Annotated in this window: 17 protein-coding genes and 1 riboswitch; of the genes, 10 read left to right on the forward strand and 7 right to left on the reverse strand. The window is 47.1% G+C overall.

What is annotated here, in order from left to right; all coding sequences use genetic code 11:
* Positions 1 to 68 precede the first annotated feature (68 nt).
* Genes ACU1JV_RS13205 through ACU1JV_RS13215 form a run of 3 tightly spaced genes read right to left on the reverse strand, consistent with a single transcriptional unit; the run spans position 69 to position 4,049 of the window.
* The gene (locus ACU1JV_RS13205; RefSeq protein WP_413987141.1) at positions 69 to 1,169 is read right to left on the reverse strand and encodes a GerAB/ArcD/ProY family transporter; all 1,101 of its coding nucleotides are present in this window, start codon (positions 1,167 to 1,169) and stop codon (positions 69 to 71) included.
* 26 nt (positions 1,170 to 1,195) lie between these two features.
* Positions 1,196 to 2,437: a Ger(x)C family spore germination protein gene (locus ACU1JV_RS13210; protein WP_413987142.1), complete on the reverse strand. Its 1,242-nt coding sequence runs from the start codon at positions 2,435 to 2,437 to the stop codon at positions 1,196 to 1,198.
* Positions 2,415 to 4,049: a spore germination protein gene (locus ACU1JV_RS13215; protein WP_330706272.1), complete on the reverse strand. Its 1,635-nt coding sequence runs from the start codon at positions 4,047 to 4,049 to the stop codon at positions 2,415 to 2,417. Before ACU1JV_RS13215 ends, ACU1JV_RS13210 begins: the two co-directional genes overlap by 23 nt.
* A gap of 224 nt (positions 4,050 to 4,273) precedes the next feature.
* On the opposite strand from ACU1JV_RS13215, the gene ACU1JV_RS13220 reads away from it, so the two are divergent.
* On the forward strand, positions 4,274 to 5,365 hold the full coding sequence (locus tag ACU1JV_RS13220) for a diguanylate cyclase (protein ID WP_413987143.1): 1,092 nt from the start codon (positions 4,274 to 4,276) through the stop codon (positions 5,363 to 5,365).
* Positions 5,366 to 5,452: 87 nt separating this feature from the next.
* Here ACU1JV_RS13220 and ACU1JV_RS13225 read toward each other — a convergent pair whose 3' ends face one another.
* Together ACU1JV_RS13225 and ACU1JV_RS13230 are read right to left on the reverse strand one after the other, a co-directional pair.
* Positions 5,453 to 5,950 carry an Rrf2 family transcriptional regulator gene (locus ACU1JV_RS13225; RefSeq protein WP_413987144.1) on the reverse strand — a complete coding sequence of 166 codons (498 nt, stop codon included), beginning with the start codon at positions 5,948 to 5,950 and terminating at the stop codon, positions 5,453 to 5,455.
* Positions 5,951 to 6,016: 66 nt separating this feature from the next.
* Positions 6,017 to 8,938, reverse strand: a complete 2,922-nt coding sequence (locus ACU1JV_RS13230) for a glycoside hydrolase family 3 C-terminal domain-containing protein (protein WP_413987145.1) — start codon at positions 8,936 to 8,938, stop codon at positions 6,017 to 6,019.
* A gap of 233 nt (positions 8,939 to 9,171) precedes the next feature.
* On the opposite strand from ACU1JV_RS13230, the gene ACU1JV_RS13235 reads away from it, so the two are divergent.
* The 4 genes from ACU1JV_RS13235 (at position 9,172) to metE (ending at position 15,240) form a co-directional block, all read left to right on the forward strand.
* On the forward strand, positions 9,172 to 9,642 hold the full coding sequence (locus ACU1JV_RS13235) for an AbrB/MazE/SpoVT family DNA-binding domain-containing protein (RefSeq protein ID WP_013373551.1): 471 nt from the start codon (positions 9,172 to 9,174) through the stop codon (positions 9,640 to 9,642).
* A gap of 292 nt (positions 9,643 to 9,934) precedes the next feature.
* On the forward strand, positions 9,935 to 11,884 hold the full coding sequence (locus ACU1JV_RS13240) for an anaerobic ribonucleoside triphosphate reductase (RefSeq protein WP_413987146.1): 1,950 nt from the start codon (positions 9,935 to 9,937) through the stop codon (positions 11,882 to 11,884).
* A complete protein-coding gene (gene nrdG / locus ACU1JV_RS13245; RefSeq protein WP_090737846.1) occupies positions 11,881 to 12,378 on the forward strand; it encodes an anaerobic ribonucleoside-triphosphate reductase activating protein in 498 nt (165 codons plus the stop codon). The genes ACU1JV_RS13240 and nrdG overlap by 4 nt, the downstream gene beginning before the upstream one ends.
* A 189-nt stretch (positions 12,379 to 12,567) precedes the next feature.
* A riboswitch (cobalamin riboswitch) is annotated at positions 12,568 to 12,763 on the forward strand.
* Between the two features lie 158 nt (positions 12,764 to 12,921).
* A complete protein-coding gene (metE, locus tag ACU1JV_RS13250; RefSeq protein ID WP_413987147.1) occupies positions 12,922 to 15,240 on the forward strand; it encodes a 5-methyltetrahydropteroyltriglutamate--homocysteine S-methyltransferase in 2,319 nt (772 codons plus the stop codon).
* A gap of 88 nt (positions 15,241 to 15,328) precedes the next feature.
* Here metE and ACU1JV_RS13255 read toward each other — a convergent pair whose 3' ends face one another.
* Entirely contained in the window at positions 15,329 to 15,862 is a 534-nt protein-coding gene (locus ACU1JV_RS13255; protein WP_025676806.1) for a DUF6985 domain-containing protein, read from the reverse strand.
* Between the two features lie 380 nt (positions 15,863 to 16,242).
* On the opposite strand from ACU1JV_RS13255, the gene ACU1JV_RS13260 reads away from it, so the two are divergent.
* From ACU1JV_RS13260 to ACU1JV_RS13280, 5 genes are all read left to right on the forward strand, one after another.
* Positions 16,243 to 16,572: a PadR family transcriptional regulator gene (locus ACU1JV_RS13260; RefSeq protein ID WP_013373556.1), complete on the forward strand. Its 330-nt coding sequence runs from the start codon at positions 16,243 to 16,245 to the stop codon at positions 16,570 to 16,572.
* Positions 16,565 to 17,116, forward strand: a complete 552-nt coding sequence (locus ACU1JV_RS13265; protein ID WP_025676804.1) for a DUF1700 domain-containing protein — start codon at positions 16,565 to 16,567, stop codon at positions 17,114 to 17,116. Before ACU1JV_RS13260 ends, ACU1JV_RS13265 begins: the two co-directional genes overlap by 8 nt.
* 4 nt (positions 17,117 to 17,120) lie before the next feature.
* Positions 17,121 to 17,972 carry a DUF4097 family beta strand repeat-containing protein gene (locus ACU1JV_RS13270; protein WP_413987148.1) on the forward strand — a complete coding sequence of 284 codons (852 nt, stop codon included), beginning with the start codon at positions 17,121 to 17,123 and terminating at the stop codon, positions 17,970 to 17,972.
* 119 nt (positions 17,973 to 18,091) lie between these two features.
* Positions 18,092 to 18,811 carry a 3-ketoacyl-ACP reductase gene (locus tag ACU1JV_RS13275; protein WP_013373559.1) on the forward strand — a complete coding sequence of 240 codons (720 nt, stop codon included), beginning with the start codon at positions 18,092 to 18,094 and terminating at the stop codon, positions 18,809 to 18,811.
* Positions 18,812 to 18,995: 184 nt separating this feature from the next.
* Positions 18,996 to 19,433 (forward strand): AbrB/MazE/SpoVT family DNA-binding domain-containing protein, encoded by a 438-nt coding sequence (locus tag ACU1JV_RS13280; protein WP_013373561.1) that lies wholly within the window; start codon positions 18,996 to 18,998, stop codon positions 19,431 to 19,433.
* Between the two features lie 69 nt (positions 19,434 to 19,502).
* Here the strand turns inward: ACU1JV_RS13280 and ACU1JV_RS13285 are convergent, their stop codons facing one another.
* Positions 19,503 to 19,961: a hypothetical protein gene (locus ACU1JV_RS13285; RefSeq protein WP_413987149.1), complete on the reverse strand. Its 459-nt coding sequence runs from the start codon at positions 19,959 to 19,961 to the stop codon at positions 19,503 to 19,505.
* Positions 19,962 to 20,004 lie beyond the last annotated feature (43 nt).

The raw sequence follows: 20,004 nt of genomic DNA on the forward strand, positions 1-20,004 counted from the left end.
ACATCAAAATGAGCATTTGACCGATACCGATGTTTTCTTGTCGGCAAGATGATGACTCATGAGATATTTTACCCTCTTTTTTTATTCCAGGTCTTTCTCAGCCACGACACGATTAGCAGCAAGATAGGAAAAAACACGGCAAATATCGGAAACAGCCATTTCAGCACTAACTCGCCTGTTTGAAGGTGATCTTGATAGTTCAGTGCCATCAATACACAAGAGACTAACATGATCAGACCAAATGGCAGGATCAGTTTATGGTAAGGTATTCTCAATACATCCTCTGCGGCTTTAACCGCGGCATAATAGAAAATCAAAATTTTAAAAAAATCAAAAATAATAACGCTCATCACGCCGATGACATCGACTCTGTCGATAAAATCAGATATTTCGACCTTACTGATCATCGTGAGTAGCGGGTAAGTCGCCCGTTTGAACACATCCTCTCCCAGTGCAAGCACATTGGACAGTGTTATAATAGACAGGAGCAGCCCTCCCAGCAATATAGCGGAAATCCCTATCCCATTGGCACGGTATTCCTTTTTTAATGTAGGGAGAATCATCGCAAACGTAACCATCTCGCCGTACGGTAGCATCACGGCTTGCGAATAAACAACTTGCCATATCGGCTGCCAGCCATGCTCGGCTATGGGCAATATATTGCCCATATCTACAATGCCTGCCAACAAAATTAATATATTCGTAGCAAGGCCCAGCAGCAGTAGCAAAATCAACATGATGATGGCCGTCCGGCCTGCAACCTCGATTCCCAAATACACCACATACATGACAAGTACAACCATTAAACCACAGATGACTGTCAACGGCGTATGCTGAAGTGTCCGGTCGGCAATCAAGATCCCCGTGTCCCGAAGATCCCGTGCTCCGCCGTAAAGAAAAAACACGATATATAAAAAAGCAAGCGTACTCCCTGCTTTCTTCCCCAAAAGGGTTCTGCAGTACTGTGTCATTAGCAAGTTGGGAAAGCGTCGGTGAAGGCTGCCATAGCATACAAAAAGCATTGCCCCCAAAACCGTGGAAATGAGGATGGCGATCCATGCATCCTTGCCCGCATTCCTTCCGGGAATAGACATCATGGATGTGCCCATCTCAAACAACACCATAAGAGAGATCATCTCTTTTGCACCTATCTGCACCTTTTTTTTCATGGCCTTCCCTCCTTGTTCTATTTTCACTAGTCTGATTCTCCCTTGGAATATGGGTTAGTCCGCGACTGAGTGTGTTTCAGTACAGAAGTCACTTGAACACGAACGGTGCTTTCCGCAAAATAATGGCTCCAATCAGAAGAGAGTCTTTTCCATTGTTTGGGATAGCTCCTCTCCAGCGCAAGGCCAAAGCCTATTACATCGCTGCGGGTACGCTGAACCTCCCTGACTGTTGAAGTGATCATTTTTTTCGTCTCCTCTGTCCATTGCTCCTGCAATCTTTTCATCGCCTCCGGACTTTGTAAGTTAATCGAGCACTCGGCCTCCTGTATTGCCCCGGTCTGTTTTAAGTTAATCACAAAAATAGGCTCTCCTTGCTCCATCCGAGTGTGTATATTGGTTGCAGAAAACAAGGTTTCGATGTCAATGGTTTCCCTATTCTTCCCGCAGCTCAGTGTTGTTTGGGCACTTTTCACCTTGTTGTTGATCATAGACAGTCCAATGGCCCGGTCATCGTCCAACCAGCGGACAAGCCGATCCTTTTTGAACACCCCCATTCCGTTAATGTGAACAATAGCTTTCGGTAAAATGTTGTCCACATTGCTCTTGCTTGGGGCCTGCTCCAAATTCCCATTGACCCCTATGCCCGTCAGCACAGGACCGCCACCCTTATGAGACAGGCTGCGAATGACATCGTCGATAGTCACCGCGTAATCCCCGGCATACAAACGCTCCGATGTTTCCAGCTTTCCTGAAATATCATTGGCAGGAATACGGCCGATCGCGGTCATGATTGCCAGTACATCCTTCCCAGTATTACCACGTACCACCAGCATTTTCACCGGTAGTCGGATTTCTGTAGACCTTTCCAGAAAATCCATCGTATCGCCGATTCCAGCCCGCGCCAGCTTTTCACCAATAACGACCAGTTTGGTATGCGCCAAAGAAATGACCCGTGGAACCCTTTGTGAAGCCTTGCGGATCGCTTGAAACAGACTTCTGCCCTTTTCCCGATACAAAACGACAGGAGTATCTCCTCTCGCTTTGGCTCCAGCGATTTCATCTGCCACGATCACTTGCAGGGAGACCTCATATTCTGACTCCCCCACCATATCAATTCCTATCCCCGCTACTACTGCTCTCTGGTTTAACTCCACAGAATCCCAGCAACCGGATAACAATGGAGCGAACAGTAACAGGACTAAACACAGTCTCCCTATTCTTCCCTTAAAGGTTACTGCACTTTGTTCATTCCTCTTCCCCTGATACACCCTGATTGCCCCCCTCCTGCATCGGTGTGGTTTTATCAGAAGAGGAAATCCCGCTTCCATCCTTCATTCGTTTCTGATTTTTAGACGTAATGCTTTTAGGACGTTTCTTCATCATCCAGAATGGGAGTCGCAATACGGCATCCTTTTGGCTCTCTAGCACAAAAGGACTGAAAGGCGCCATGTAGGGCACCCCGAAGGAACTCAGGCTGTTCATATGAGCGATCAACGCAATCAACCCCAATGTAATACCGTAGAGCCCCATAAACGCAGACAGTATCATGAAAATAAACCGGCACAATCTCCCGGCCACTGCCATGTTATAGGCTGGGATTGCGAAGCTGGCTATTCCCGTCAGGGCTACTACAATTGTGAGTAGCGGGGTGACAATCCCGGCTTCCACGGCCGCTTGACCCAATACAAGCGCACCTATAACGGATACCGTTTGACCACCTGCACGCGGCATTCGAATACCTGCCTCACGCAAAATTTCAAAGGTAATCTCCAAAATAAACGCCTCTAGAAATGCAGGAAAAGGAACAGACTCCCGCTGAGCCAATATGCTGATCAGCAGTGGAGTCGGTATCATTTCATAATGATATGTTGTTAAGGCAATGTAGAGAGAAGGCCCCAGAATAAGAATAATGAAGCTGATATATCTAATGAGCCGAACAACAGTCGCCATGTCGTAACGTTCTTCATAATCCGAAGAATTCTGGAAAAATTGGGCAAATACTGTAGGCATCACCAGTACAAATGGAGTCCCGTCTACAATGAGCGCCACTCGGCCCTCCATAATATTGCTGCTGATGGTGTCGGGTCTTTCCGTGTTAAAGATCGTTGGGAATGGTGTGAAATGATTTTCTTGTATCATCTCCTCAACCATGCCGGACTCAAATACAGCGTCAATATTGATGCTTTCTACCCGTTTACGAACCTCATCTACGATGCGTGGATTTGCAATATTCTTCATGTACAGCATGGCCACATTTGTGAGGGACGTGCTTCCCACTTGGAACATCTCCAGTGTAAGATCGGAGCTTTTAATCCGTCGCCGGACCAGAGAAATATTCGTGAACAGGGATTCTACAAATCCCTCTTTCGGTCCTCTGACGACTGTCTGCGTTGTTGGCTCGCTGACTGCGCGTGTCTCTCCCCCACGTGTGCCGCACGCGATGGCTTTTTCGCAGCCTTCCAATAGGATGATCGTGTCCCCCATTAGTAATTGTTCCATCATGGAACTCCAATCATCGCAGTCCTTCACTTCTCCCAGTGCGAGCGCATGACTCTGTATTCTTGCGTATAACGCTTCTGGACTCTCCGCCTCAACAGCCACTTCAGCAGATGGACGGCTAAGCATGGATCTCATAATGAGTTCATTCACCGTATCCGTTTTGGCCATACTATCCAGAAATACAATAGCGGCGGGAACATCCTCTCTAATCCCCACTTTAAAGCGGCGAATCAGAAAATCCGGACTATCTGATGTCAATTTCTTAATTTGCTGCAGGTTGGTTTCCAAGCAATTCTCGATTTTTAAATAGCGCGGAGAATTTCCATTATTCTTATCCACACCCGATTTTCTATTATGTTTGCGATAGGGATAGCGAATCATGAGCAAACCTCATCTCCAAAATGGCAGCAGTAAACACTACCTATTTCCTAATTAATGTATCTTTGGAGTATGCTCAATCTATTCCCAGTTATGCACCAAGCACATGATCGAAACATTATAAGTCAACCTAACGTAATAAATTTTAATAAATTTTTCTTTTTTAAGCCTAATGTCAGTTCTTTTTGATAAAATGAAGGAATATGCCTCTCGGGAGGGTTATCATCTTGTTCAGTACGTTTTTTGTAAATACCTGTATCCTTGTCACCTTTTTGTACATAACCGGCCTTATTTCACAAAGGTATAAAATCCGTCTACACACCTTAACGCATAAGGTGCATTGGATCGGAGGCGCTCTTTTCGGTTGCTATGGCATTGTTATCATGTACTACTCTATTCCAGTAGGATTTAATACCATTGCTGATCTTCGTCATCTGGCTATCGTAGCTACCGCAACTTATATCGGTGGCCCGGCTGCGCTCATGGCAACGCTTTTTATATGTCTAGGCAGACTTTTGCTGTTTGGTATCAACAATCAAGCTATCGTAGGCGCCGTTTTTATGCTGCTTGCCGGTCTGGGGTGTACTGTACTGTCACATTTGTCCTGGTCACGTTTACCCAAGCTGATGATTATGAATGTTTTTGCTTTGGGCATTATATTCTGTCCCCTTATGATTAATTTGAAAAATCTCGATGATGTTCTGCACGTGTATCCGCTCCAATTCTTCATTTCGATGGTCGGCGGATGTCTTCTGTACCTCATTGCTGAATCTATCAACACATCCAATGAGCTGTTACTTCGACTGGAGCGTACCTCCTACACAGACCATCTCACTAATTTAAGCAATAGAAGACAGCTTGAGTTCTCATTGGAAGAGCAGCTCCCTCAAGCTCGTCAACGTCATGAGCACTTATCTGTACTGGTGTTGGATATTGATCACTTCAAGGAAGTCAATGACACCTATGGGCATGCGGCAGGAGATGCAGTGCTGCGCCAGCTTGGGCAGATTTTAATGGAAAAGTGCCGTACTAATGATGTAGTCACCCGCAGCGGGGGAGAAGAATTCACCGTACTTTTGCCGAATTGTGCTTTTCGGCAAGCACTACGCATAGCTAATCAGATTCTTAGTGGAGTAAATCAGCACGAGTTTATTTTAGCGGACGGGCTTGTTCTTAAAGTCACCGTGTCCATCGGCGTGACCACCTTCCCTGGTACAGGAGAAGATATATCTGGAGCAGCCCTGCTGGAACAGGCAGACAAAGCACTATACGAAGCTAAAAAAGCAGGACGTAACCGGGTTTGCTCATATGAAATATAATTTGAGGCATGACCCTTACACAGAAATAGCCGATACAACCCTCTCTTGAGGATCGTATCGGCTATTATCCTTTTAAATGAAAAGATGTTACTCCCTTTGGAAAGATGACTTGGCATCCTTATCTTCAGTATGATTGCAATTCCCTACCACAAGCGATGTACGCTTGGCGAGCGAAGCAAGCGTATGAGATTCCCATACCTCCAGCATACGACGTTCACTCTCAGCTAAAATCTCAGATACGGCTATCGCCAACTCCCCGCAAAAAGGGTTCGTCTCTGGTTCATGCATCATACCCGGGAATATGGGATCACATATTTCAATGGCGTGGTATATATCAGCAAGTGTAATATGATCCGCCGAACGGGTAAGCACATAGCCTCCCTCGCGCCCTTCACGTGCTGCAATCAAATCTGCCTGCACAAGCCGCGTCAGCACTCTGCGCACCAAAGTAACTTCGCAATCAATGGAGCGGGCAATAGAACCGCTGGCACAAAGCTCCCCGTGTTTTTCCAAATAGACAAGCGCCTTTACCGCAATTCCAAGCCATTTGGGCGTTGCGGTGCGTAGTCTTTTTTCACTATTCAAATGAGATGACACCCCTAAGCTGTAGAAACTTCGATGAATGCATTGTACGTGATGTCAGATGTAAGTTCAAGCCTGAAAGCCGGAACCCTCTGGATCCCTAGCTCCCAAAGTAAAATGACCCAGTCGCACTTCCCCACTGAGCGACAGATATACATCACGGATGCCGGACGCTGATTGTACCTTTTCCGAGAGTGTCACCCATGCTTGTGCCCCTCCTGTATTGCCCACGTTGATGCGTGCCACAGCAGGGCTGTCCGGCGCATCCAAATGCAACTCGATTGCTGCATCACTGCTGTTGCCTGACACGCGGCACTGGAGCTCGACCACACTCACGGTATTCATGTCTACGCCATGAAAGGCGATCCAACCGGAACGTTGCGGTGAACGGGGACGTACACAGGCCTCCTTTTGCTCCTTGCTTTCATCCAGCAGGATGTCGAAGCAATCATCAAAATTTTCAGCTCGAATCCTAGGTCCAGCTTGTCGTGGTGGAATAACTTCACCCCGAACGTACACAGGATGCTCCAATCGAATATCTGCTGAGGAGGCGCCTGCCAGCAGGGTATATTCACCTGATTCCACGCAATAGCCATCCCGCGTGACATCCCAAATCGCCCAATCTTTCACTCGAACCGTAAAAGTAATTGTTCGCGTCTCACCTGGCTCCAAGCGAATGCGTTGAAATCCGCACAATGTCTTCAATGGTCGCTTTACACGCGAGGCTCCAGAGCGTACATATAGCTGTACAACCTCTTCGCCAGCAGATTCGCCCCGGTTCGTCACATCTACCCACACCTGGAGAGTATCCGCGGCGTCAAGTGTAGCCATAGATTTAACATTATCCTTATGGGCGTCTGTACGCAGATCACTATATTCAAATGGCGAATACGTTAGCCCGTGTCCAAATGGATATAACGGTTCACCTTCAAAATATTGATAGGTACGACCGCTGCGAATGATATCATAATCCTTGATATCACCCAATTGATCCTCGCTCTGAACCCAGGTCATGTTCAGACGCCCTGCCGGTGCATAATCTCCAAACAATACATCCGCTATGGCTGTACCATACTCTTGTCCCGCATGAGACGTGTATACGATCGCTGGAATATGTTCTTGAAGCCAAGGAATCGCAAATGGATAACTGCCCGTCAGAACCACAATCGTATTCGGATTGACACGATATACCTCCTCGATAATTTGTTGCTGGGAAGCAGCCAGTTCCAAGCCTGGGCGATCATTCTCTTCCTTTCCGTTAATAAGCGGGTGATTTCCAACGAATACAATCGCTGTATCTGCCGCTTGCGCAGCGGCTATCGCTTCCGCTAAGCCATCCGATACCGTCTCTATACGGAAAGTCTTATCGTTGAAGTCTGAGGCGTTAGGTGCAGGACTTGCGGATTTCATCACCTTTAATAAGCCCTCAGTTCCTGCGATCACTGGCTTACCGTTCCATGTGGTCCACAGATGCTCTCCTTGTTCCACAGGAGTCAGTCCAAAGACCTCTTTAACATACCAGCCATACGCTTCATCAGCTGTCACGCGAAGCGTCTCCTCGTCGCTCGTCACATAGGTACCCAGATGTTCATCATGCAGCGTCACGCTACCATAGCCCCAATCTGTTATGGTCAATACCGTTGGCTCTCCATTCTGGGACAGGCGCATATCGCCTGAAGAATTAACTGTGAGCTTCGCGCCATCAGTCGCCGCCGTCAAGGTCACACGATCTTTGGCATCGGAGTACACGACACGTTCTTCCGCGCTCCCGCTTTCCAGCTTGGCACGAATCGCCTCCAGCGGGGTAATCCGGTAAGGCAGCGTACCGGAATACCAGTCGCGAAACACCTCATTGCCATGCGAACCAATGACCGCTACTTTGCCGCACTGGGTAGGGTTTAATGGCAGAAGTTCTTGCTCATTTTTGAGCAGTACGATCTGCTCCCTCGCCGCACGCAACGACAATTCACGGGCTTGTTCTGTCATTAAAGCCTCCTCGCCGATGGAGGCATAGGGATTGTCTGCCGCCGGATCAAATTCCCCCAAACGAAAACGAACACGGAACGTATGGGACAATGCCCGATCCAAGTCTTCTTCTTGTAGCAATCCTTGCTCCAAAGCTTCTCGAATTGCCTGCTTGGAGAGCTCCGCATCATCCGTAATGCTGTCAATTCCTGCGCGAATAGATTCAGCCACGCCCGGCGTATGGGAATCGTAATATTGATGGTCGTTTACAATCCCCATAACATCACCCGCATCACTTACGACAAAGCCGTCCATTCCCCATTCGCCTCTGACAATATCGTTAACACCATGGTACAACGTAGCAGGCGTTCCGTTAATCAAGTTGTAGGAAGTCATCATCGACTGGGCTCCGCCTTCCGTAAAAGGCTTCTCGAAAGCTCTTAGATAATATTCCCGCAGGTTTCGGGGGTCTATGCTGGAGGAGCCGACTCCCCGGTCCACTTCATTATTGTTACCGAGAAAATGTTTCAGTGTCGCAACCGCTTTCAAGTATACCGGATGATCACCCTGTATCCCCTTGACTAACTCCTTCGACAATTCTCCCGTCAAATACGGGTCTTCGCCGTAGGCTTCCTCGTTACGTCCCCATCTTGGGTCACGCTCCATATCCACTGTAGGTGCCCACAGGGTCAGACCGTTCAATTTTGGGTCACGACGATAGTAGGCACGCGCCTCATCTGCAATAACAGAGCCGATCTGCCGCATTAACTCCGTATCCCAAGTACAGGCCAATCCCACAGGCTGAGGAAATGAAGTTGCCTCCCCCAACCAGGCGATCCCGTGTGCCGCTTCCGTACCGTGCTTGTAAGCTGCAACTCCCAAACGGTCAATGGCCGGCTGGTATTGCAGCATAGATTCGATCTTTTCCTCTAAGGTTAGTCGCGACACGAGATCCCGTACACGCTCGTCCAGGTGAATCTTCGGATCTTGAAATAAATATTCGATACCCGTTGTTTCATGACTCAAATCCGTCATCTCCTTAGCTTCATTAAGATGATAAAAAGTCCTCTCACGAAAGCGTTTTAATATATCATAGCGAAAAAGGAGTACACCGGCAACAATACCGAAATCATCCTAAATTGGATGAAGGTTAGACTGCGGCATACGAGAAAAAAAGTTACATTTTCCCTTTCATATATAAAGCTAAAAATGATATTTTTTGGTATAATCAGGATATATCATTGAAGGAGGAAGCGCTGATGAAAAATACCGGAATGACACGGCCTCTGGACCAGTTGGGGCGAATCGTACTCCCAAAGGAAATGCGCACCACAATGGATATCAATATCGGTGATTCGCTTGAATTCTTCGTAGATGAAGAAGGATTTGTATTAAGGAAATACACGGGTGTCTCCTGCAAATTTTGCGGCGCAGTGGATCATCTAACTTATTTTCGGGACAGCTTTATTTGCGCTGATTGCATTCAGTTATTAAAGAACGATGAACATGTACATGCCACAAGCAATGATGCCATCCAGGCTCAAGAACGCACCAAACCGATCCAAGCCAACACAACCTGGCAGCCCAAGCAATCCAGAGTACAGCAAGGTGAAATGGTAAAAAAGCTCCGCAAGCTGATTCAGGAACATCCGAACCTGCCACAAAAAGTGTATGCAGAAATGCTCGATATTTCCCAAGGCCGTGTGTCCCAACTGAAAAAGCTGCTCTAAACCTTCTAAAAGTTTATTTCCCAGTATCATATACGATGTACTTGCAAACCTACTTATTTCGTTGCAACTGCGATGGCCAGGTATAGAGTAAGGCGCATATCTGTGGATGTGTCTCTTATTCTATACCTGGCCTTTTTGTGCTTCCTGCTCCCATCAATGTGACAATAGTCACATACTCTCCATGTCTACGTATATACAATATATAGATCGAAACAATTGGTTATCACTAGATATCATCAATATGTTGTTTTTGTGAAAAATATATATTTTTTACTATATGGAGGGTTTTACGATGAAGGTGCTGGAGGAACATCAATTATACGACATCGGCGAGCGAGTCATTGGGGCACAAGATCTGGACATGCTGCGGGAGAATGCAAATTTAAATGGAGAATCGTTCAGTGGCAAAATGAGCAAGCTTGGCTCGGAATATGCCAAATGGTATGCGCGCTTGCGTGTACTTCCGCCTGAATTGACAGACGCCATTGACCACGGGTATGTATATGTTCACGATTTGGACCAATATGCGCTCGGAACTACAAATTGTATCTTTATCCCATTTGGTCGTTTGCTACAAGACGGTTTCAATACAGGCAATGGCTCTGTACGCACACCACAAACAATTATGTCTGCGATGGCACTGGTCGCCATCATATTTCAGTCTCAACAAAATAGCCAATTTGGTGGTGTCTCTGCCAATAAAATAGATTGGGACCTTGCTCCATACGTTGCTCGTTCCTTCCGCAAGCATCTGCGCAAAGGACTCCGGCTGTTCGAGGAAGAGCTAGACTCCCGTTGGTCTGACGAAGAACTGCATCTAGCCAACACCCATTTGCAAGAAACCTGTCCTCGTTCATACTCATTCGCACGCGAAGAGACGGAGACAGAAACCCGGCAGGCCGCTGAATCGCTCATTCATAACCTGAACACGATGAGCAGCCGGGCAGGGGGGCAAATTCCGTTCACTTCACTAAATTACGGGATGTGTACGTCTGCTGAAGGTCGGCTTGTTTCGCAATCACTGCTGGAAGCCACAATTCGCGGACTCGGCAGCGGGGAAACTCCTATTTTTCCACAACATATTTTCCAATGTAAAAAAGGAGTCAACCAGGCAGAGGGCGATATCAACTACGACTTGTTCTTAAAGGCGGTAGAGTGCTCCAGCAAGCGGATGTATCCCAATTTTGTGAATGTGGATGCTACCTTCAACCTACCCTATTACCGCGCAGATGACCCGGATACCATCATTGCCACGATGGGGTGCCGTACCCGCACCATTTCTGACCGTTTCGGCAGAAATCGTCAGAGCGGCAAGGGCAATCTCTCATTTAATACCATTAATCTGGTACGGCTCGGGATTGAATATGGTATTTGCACAGGTAAGCGTCTGACACCTGACCGTGATCGCTTTGACGCGAGATTGGAAGAGGTTATGCGAATTGCAGTAGACGGTCTAATCCATCGCTATCATATCCAGACCAGCCAGCCAGCCAAAGCCTCGGACTTTATGATGCGCGAAGGGGTATGGGAAGGCGGAAAAGAACTGGCACCTGATGAGAAGGTGGGAAACGTCCTCAAGCACGGTACACTTTCGATTGGTTTTATCGGGCTGGCTGAGTGCATGAAAGCATTATATGGAAAACACCACGGGGAAGATGATGTTGTATACCGTGAAGCACAGCGAATCATCACTTCCATGCGCATGTATTGTGATCGAATGAGTGAGCACTACAATCTAAATATTACACTGTTCGCGACGCCTGCCGAAGGTCTGTCGGGCAAGTTCACATTGCTGGATCAACGTGACTTCGGAGTTATTCCTGAAGTAAATGACCGGGAATATTACACGAATTCCTTTCATATTCCGGTGTATTACAAGCTTCCCGCTGCACGTAAAATCAGCTTGGAGGCTCCGTTCCATAATCTATGTAATGCGGGTGCAATTTCATACATTGAGCTGGACGGTAATGCACGGAATAACCCGGATGCATTTCTTAAAATTGTTCAGTACGCACTTCAACAGAACATCGGCTACTTTTCCATCAACCATCCGGTAGATCGTTGTACGGAATGCGGCTATGAAGGAATTATCGGGACAAGCTGTCCTCAATGCGGCACAGATGAGGAGCACACGCACTTTCAGCGTTTACGTCGGGTAACCGGATATCTGACAGGAGATTATACCGTTCGTTTTAATGCTGCCAAGCAAGCCGAAGTTCGCGACCGGGTGAAGCATAAGTGAATTTGTGCGGCTATATTCCGGAATCTCTGAATGAAGGATACGGCCTGCGCACCGTCGTATTCATTAGCGGTTGTCGCCATGCCTGTCCCGGCTGTTTTAATCCAGCTTCGTGGAACTTCCGCGCAGGGGAGCCATTCACGCCTGAGCGTCAACAGGAGGTTATCCGTGATATCATGGATAACCCGCTGTTGGACGGACTGACTCTCTGCGGGGGAGACCCTTTTTTCTCAGCAGCAGAATGCTCGCAATTTGTACGTGACTTCCGCGCGGCTTGTCCCGACCGAACCGTATGGGCCTATACAGGCTTTGTTTACGAGGATCTGCTCATGGATCCGGAACGACAGGAGCTAGCTCTTTTGTGTGACGTGATTGTAGATGGCCGTTTTGTTGAACAGCAAAAAGATCTGACCCTCCCCTTTCGGGGCAGCCGTAATCAGCGCCTGGTAGATGTCAAAGCCAGTACTCGAGCAGGTTACACCGTTTCATTGACTTAAAGGCGATGTTCTACTTAGCAAGATGCTATACAAAAGACAAGTCCCCCACGATGGGTTGGGATTGTCTTTTTTGCATATAACTAACAGATTCCACTCCAGTTTCTATTACTGTTTCTATTGCACATCCTGTGAGTTTCACTTATGATGGTGAACAAGTATACGAGTGCATAATTATTCGTCATACCTTAATCGCATAGCCTGGAAATAGGTGTCTGTTCTATTCAGATCAGACTTAAAAGGGAAGCCGGTGCAAATCCGGGACGGTCCCGCCACTGTAAACGGGGAATGTTCAGCTACTCATACACCCACTGGTCCAAAGACCGGGAAGGGATGCTGAACGTCATGATCCGCAAGTCAGGAGACCTGCCTATTTTAACAACATCGCAGTACCTACGGAAGATAGGGAGGTGTTAAGAGCAGTCGCCGTATTTTTGAATTTTAATCGCGGAGGCATTCTTTCCCCTACTCATTTTTAGCCTTGGGGACAGAATGCCTTTTTTGGTACGTAAAAATAAACTGGCTACCAGTTAGGAGGAAACCTACATGTCCATTAACGAACGATCTGCATTGTCGGGTTTGATTAGCAGTAATCTGGGTTATCCGCGTATTGGTGGGAACCGGGAATGGAAGAAAGCACTGGAGCGCTTCTGGCAGGGTAGTATTGACGAAAGCGAACTGCATAGTGAGATGAAAAGATTGCGTCTGGAGCATCTGAGCAAGCAACGTGACAAAGGGATTGATCGCATTCCTGTCGGAGACTTCTCCTATTACGATCACGTGCTGGATACATCCGTGATGTTTGGTCTCGTCCCCGAACGCTTCAACTATCGTTTTACAGGTCCAGTTCCTCTATCTGTGTATTTCGGGATCGCACGTGGGCAGAAGGGAGCTACTGCCAGTGAAATGACCAAATGGATGAATACCAATTACCACTACATCGTTCCCGAATTGGCGAACGCGGCTCCGGTGCTCACTGAAAACAAACCATTACTAGCTTATCGTGAAGCAAAGCAGGAGCTAGGCATTGAAGGTAAACCGGTTCTCATCGGTCCCTATTCATTTGTTGTTTTATCCAAAGGCTATGATCGTAAGGATCTCGCTTCTATTATACGAACCTTCCAGCCTTTATACGCCCGAGTCTTGTCAGAGCTAGCAGCAGAAGGCGTTCAATGGGTCCAAATCGATGAACCTGTCCTGACCACCTCATTCCCGGCAGAGGATCTGGAGATTATTCAGGAGGTCTATGAAGCTTTGACCCAAGCTGCACCCTCGTTGAACATCATGCTGCAAACCTACTTTGGCAGCCTGGACCATTATGAGCGTCTGACTGAACTTCCGGTACAGGGACTGGGTCTTGATTTTGTATACGATGATGGCGAAAATCTTCAGCATATATGCCAGCATGGCTTCCCTAAAGGGAAAACGCTGGGTGCTGGTGTCATTGACGGACGCAATATCTGGCGCAGCGACCTGAATGCCGTGGCTGCACTGTTGGACCAATTAGCAGAACAGACCACTGCCGCACAGCTTATCGTACAGCCATCGTGCAGTCTGCTGCATGTGCCGGTCAGTCTGGACGCAGAGCATAAGCTGGACCGAGAACTGGTGCATGCACTAGCCTTTGCCGATGAAAAGCTGGATGAAATCGCAGTCTTGACGGCTGCACTTGGTAAGCACGATCCATCCGCACTTGCCAAGCTTGAGCAAAGTTCGGATGCGGTAGCCCGCTTCAACCGCTCCACGGCAAGGGTACAGACAGCTGCCGATTTGGCCGACCTGCTGACAAAAGAGCCACTGTCACGCAGCGTTCCTTTCGCCGAGCGCCGGGTGATTCAGCAAAATAGGCTGAAGTTGCCCCCACTACCTACGACGACCATCGGCAGCTTCCCGCAAACTGCTGAGGTCCGCAAGGCCCGTCTGCACTATCGCAAAGGAGAATGGTCTGCCGAGCAATATCGGACATTCATCCAACAGCAGATCAAGGAATGGATTGATATCCAAGAGGACATTGGCATAGATGTGCTTGTACATGGGGAATTTGAACGGACCGACATGGTTGAATTTTTTGGCGAAAAGCTGAAAGGCTTTGCTTTTACACAAAACGGGTGGGTGCAGTCCTACGGCTCCCGCTGTGTTAAACCGCCGATCATTTACGGAGATGTGTCGTTCGATCAACCTATGACCGTGGAAGAGACGGCATTTGCTCAGTCGTTAACCTCCAAGCCAGTTAAAGGGATGCTTACAGGCCCTGTGACCATTTTGAACTGGTCCTTTGAACGTAATGATATTCCACGCAGGCAAGTAGCTTTGCAGTTAGCTCTGGCATTACGGGCAGAGGTAGAGGCACTCGAACAAGCGGGTATTAGCATGATTCAGGTGGATGAACCCGCAATTCGTGAAGGGCTTCCGTTGAAAAAAGAACAACAGCAGGCCTATCTGGATTGGGCAGTTCAAGCCTTCCTTGTGACCACGGCCACCGCTCAGCCTGCGACCCAAATCCATACACACATGTGCTATTCCGAATTCCAGGATATGATCCAGTCCATTTCAGACATGGATGCCGACGTGATTTCTATTGAAACCTCTCGTAGCCACGGAGAACTGATTGTTAGCTTTGAGGATCAGGTTTACGACAAAGGCATCGGTCTGGGTGTATACGATATCCACAGTCCGCGCATTCCTGATGTATCAGAAATGCTAAGCATGATTCAGCGTGCCTTGCGCGTACTACCATCAGATTTGTTCTGGGTTAATCCAGACTGTGGGCTGAAAACCCGTACCAAGGAGGAATCTGTTGCCGCATTGCGGCAAATGGTACAGGCGGCTCAAGCAGCCCGTGCCGTGCTGTCTGTATCCAACTAATATTTTTACCGTATCCAATCGCGTCATCATGTCCACCATATCCTATTCCCTTTCGGTCTTTCTATTAGAGATCGGAAGGGGGTTTTATTTATTCCAAGTCATATAATGTATATGCACCTTGAATATGCCCGATTTTCATCTGCTTCAGATGTACACCTAAGCCATGCTCTCGATCCCAGGAACAACTAAAATTCAAATATAGTTCATCCTTTTCCGATGAGTCGGAAATCAGTATAGATATAAGCTGCATTCGATCCAGCAATTGCTCTGGTCGCTCCACATAAGGCGCATATTCATTAGGGTCCTCTCCCCATGAGCTATATGCCTTCCGATACTTTTCCACTATGTCTACATAATAATGGTGTATGGACTCCAACACTTGAGGATGGATCTCTGACGAACATGCCATATACGTCTCCCATGTCTTTTTTTGCAGCTCTGTAGGTTCTTCTATAGTCTGTGCCTGTTCTTCAGAGTCGGCTCCCACGATAAATTCAGCTTCTACCTCCGATGGCTGCCCGCAAAAATCAAGATGTACCACACCACGTAGTACAACCTCCTCCGACACATCCCAAGTCTCATCATCCTGTTCCAATTCCCTATACCAGTGTTTCCAGTCCATCCTTTATCCACCTCTTCATCATAGGTAATCTTTAACTCTATTGAACACTCTACAATCTATCATTTTAATGAATCAAATTAAAGTAACATCCTATGGGGCCACCCAGCCAGAAATCGAGAATTTTCCAAATGAAACTACTTTATTCTACAAGATTCGCTATTCATGTAAGCCTTAAAGAAAGAAAACCAGCCCATTTTGACTCGAAGATTTTATTTTTAAAAATTTAGTACCTTGCATTAATCAGTACATGATGTTAAATTATACCTGACTACTGATTTATAATCAGTACCCGTGACAAATTATGCACAAACACACGTTTCTTCCCCTTATTCCGAACGACACCTATGAATTATGATTACATCAGGAAGGGAGCATCGCTCGTGAATGTGAACATCCAATTCAAAAAAGGGGTACTGGAACTATGCGTTCTAGTTCTAATTGGACGTAGAGACCGCTATGGCTACGAATTGGCTCAAGCCGTCTCCCGTCATATTGAAGTAGCAGAGGGAGCCCTATATCCACTGCTTCGCCGTCTGGTATCAGAGGGATACTGCACGACGTATTTACAGGAATCGACCGAGGGTCCGCCCCGTAAATATTATCGGCTAACCGATACCGGTAGCCATTATACAAGACTACTTACACGGGAATGGAATGATTTTGTCCATCATGTCGCAAGCCTACTGGAGGAAGGAAATTCCGATGAATAGAAAACAGTTTCTTACAGAGGTGGAACAGCGTCTTTCTCCTCTCCCTGCAGAGGTACGCCATGAGCTGCTTAGTGATTTGAGCCAGCATTTTGACTACGGGTTGGTTAATGGCAAAAGCGAAAGTGAGATTGCCCATGAGCTGGGTAACCCAGAAGATATTGCTCGAGAAGCGTTGGATGTTCCCAATGCAGCCTGGAACGCTTCTCCTCCGCTTCGCCAGGGCAGCTTTGCTCGCAATATTTTTACTTTCCTAGGGCTGTTGTTTCTCAATTTGCTAATCTCCATCCCGATTATGGCTACCCTATGGGCAGTATGGGCTTCATTGGCTGTGGTATCGATCAGCTTCATTGTAGCCCCCCTTCTCGCTGTTACTGATTATGCGCTAAACAGCACCTTTTACCCGGCCAAATTCTTTTTCTCTATCACGTTGACGGGTATAGGTCTATTGCTGCTGCCTGGAGTACGTTATCTCTTACTCCTTATGGTCAAGAGCACAGTACGATACTGGAAATGGAATCAGACTACCCTGAGGGGAGCTTACTAAAAACATGAATAAAAAGTGGTTTATTGCAGCAGGTCTGTGCATTGTCATCGGTGCAGCCGGAATGGTGGCCTACGGTGCTCCATGGAATCAACAAGTAATGAAAGAAACAACAGCTATAAATAAAAAGTGGACATTCACACGTGGTCAGCTACAAAACCTGAAAGTGGACAGTTCTGATGATGTTTCTATTTTGTTCACTCCTGGCTCTGGTGACCAAGGTACGATACGCATCAGCGGAGAAGTTCAGACAAAAGTCGCCGACCAAATTCATAATACCCGAATTGAGAACGGTAAGCTTACCATTCAATCGGAGCCGGCCCCTTCCTTGTCATTCTTTTCGATCACTCCTGATTTGGATCAAACGATTACCGTAGAGATGCCCTCTGGCGAAACACTAACTGATCTGCAGGTAGATGCACATTCAGGGAATGTAAAACTTCAAGATGCCTCTGTGAAAAATACTTCTATCACCGCTACTTCAGGCACTGCCGAGATTACAAACCTCCAAAGTACCCACCTGATCGCAAATTTAACATCCGGCAATTTTACAGCCAGTCAGCTTGCAGCAGATATGGAGTTAAAGCTTACTTCAGGTGATGTTACCATTCGCGATTATAGCGGTAATGGTCTTCTCTCCCTAACCTCAGGGGAGACAAATATTACACAACGGGCCGTAGCCAACTTGGAAGTGAATGCTGATTCTGGTGACGTGAAGATTAAGCAAGCTCCCGATTTTAAAGGTGTTTATAATGTCCGCTCTGACTCTGGGAATATCAATACTCCCGAATCTGTTCCCGGTAGTGTGAACGTGATTAAGGTCGAAACCACTTCAGGGGATATTGATATTTCCAAATAGAGACCTCTAAATGAATGCCTCATTAGAGGCGAAGTTTGGTTCAAGGGGTTCAACCTAGTATAATGAAACCATGTGCTCAGATGCACAACCACGTTATATAGTGATAAGGAGGAGACTGGATGGAACTTAAGAACAAAACAGCCATTATTACAGGAGCCAGCAAAGGAATCGGTAAGGCAATTGCCGAAACCTTGGCCAAGGAAGGCGTTAATCTGGGGTTAATCTCACGCACATTGACCGACCTACAAAAGCTGCAGGATTCACTGGGGAGTACATACGGTGTGAAAGTGGTGAGTGCTGTTGCGGATATATCCGATCGCACACAGGCCGCTGCCGCTGTAGCTTCACTGGAGCATGAACTGGGTGCCGTCGATATTTTGATCAACAATGCAGGCATCGCCACCTTCGGTACAGTCGCAGATATGGACCCCGAAGAGTGGGAACGTATTATTCGCGTAAACCTGATGGGAACCTATTATGTGACACACGCCGCTCTTCCAAGCATGCTGGCGCAACAGAGCGGAAATATTATTAACATTTCCTCCACAGCAGGAGAACGAGGTTTTGCAACAGGCTCTGCATATTGCGCATCCAAATTTGCTTTGATGGGATTCACGGAAGCACTGATGCAGGAAGTTCGCAAATCCAACATTCGGGTTACCGCGCTGACACCAAGCACGGTCAATACAGAATTGGCTGTAAATGCGGGATTGCCTATTGGTGACGAGGACCGCATGCTTCAGCCGCAGGATTTGGCCGATCTGACGTTAGCTGCATTAAAGCTGCCGCCACGGGTTCAATTAAAAGTAGCCGGCATTTGGACAACCAACCCACAGTAATTCGACATGACATCTTAGATTCATTGGCTGCACCAAGCTCCGGCAGACGTAATTGTTCGTCATGCCGGAGCTTTTTTAGGATAGCTATACCAAAACAAACTTTAATATAAGCGCTTTGTACTTCCAGCATACATAACATACAATTCCTGCAACCATAAGCGCATTCCAAGAAAGGGGAAAAATGATGAAGAACACAGGAATGACACGACCACTAGACCATTTGGGACGCATTGTGCTACCCAAAGAACTACGCACTTCTATGAATATTAATATTGGAGATGCCCTCGATTTTTTTATTACACCAGAGGGACTGATGATTCGCAAATATACAGGGGTTTCTTGTTATTTTTGTGGCGCCGTTGATCATTTAAGCTATTTCAGAGATCATCTGATCTGCAAGAGTTGTATTGAAAACCTGAAGAGCGATAATCCCTCCAGTCATTTGAGTGAAGCACGTCCTGTCCAGCCGAAGAAAAGAAGAAGCTACAGGAATCAGAATGAGCTCCTGAATAAACTAAAGCAGCTCATGGAGGAATACCCTAATGTCTCTCAAAAAGAATTAGCCGAAATGCTGGAATTGTCTCAAGGTCGTGTATCACAGCTTAAAAAGCTGCTCCTTTGAATCTGTCTGTCCACCTCGTTTGTTAAAAACTAATAAAAAAGAGCCTCACGGCTCTTGGATCATTCATCATTACGCAATGTCAGACTGCTCCATAATCGGGACTCGATAGGCAAGCAGGGACTCGTCTATTACGGCAGAAATAAACGTTGCTTCTATTTCAGGCACCAGTCTAAGCGCATAGTTCCATGCGTTTTCCTCAATTTGTAGCGCAAGCCGTTGCCGGGTCCCGATCCTATTCTCTTGCTCCATCGCATCGGAGAGGCCCTCTAATTCAGTATCGGCGGCGTGCCCGATCTCATGCGCAAGCACAACCGTAAAATACTCATCAACTCGATCTGCGCTGCCGAACATCTGTAAACATTGTGTTTCGATAACATCCGTATACATGGTAATGGCGTGAGCATGCATGGCATATTTGCCCCCAATCAGCCGTCCACCAGGAAAACGTTTCTCCAGCTTAACTGTTACGCCTATAGCAGCTCGTTCCAAAAGCTCAGCGACAATGCGCTCTGCCTGATTTCTCTCCAACTTAGCTTCGCTCCTCAAACCAAGATATATAAAGTTATATGTA

This window comes from Paenibacillus sp. T2-29, from assembly GCF_052921365.1.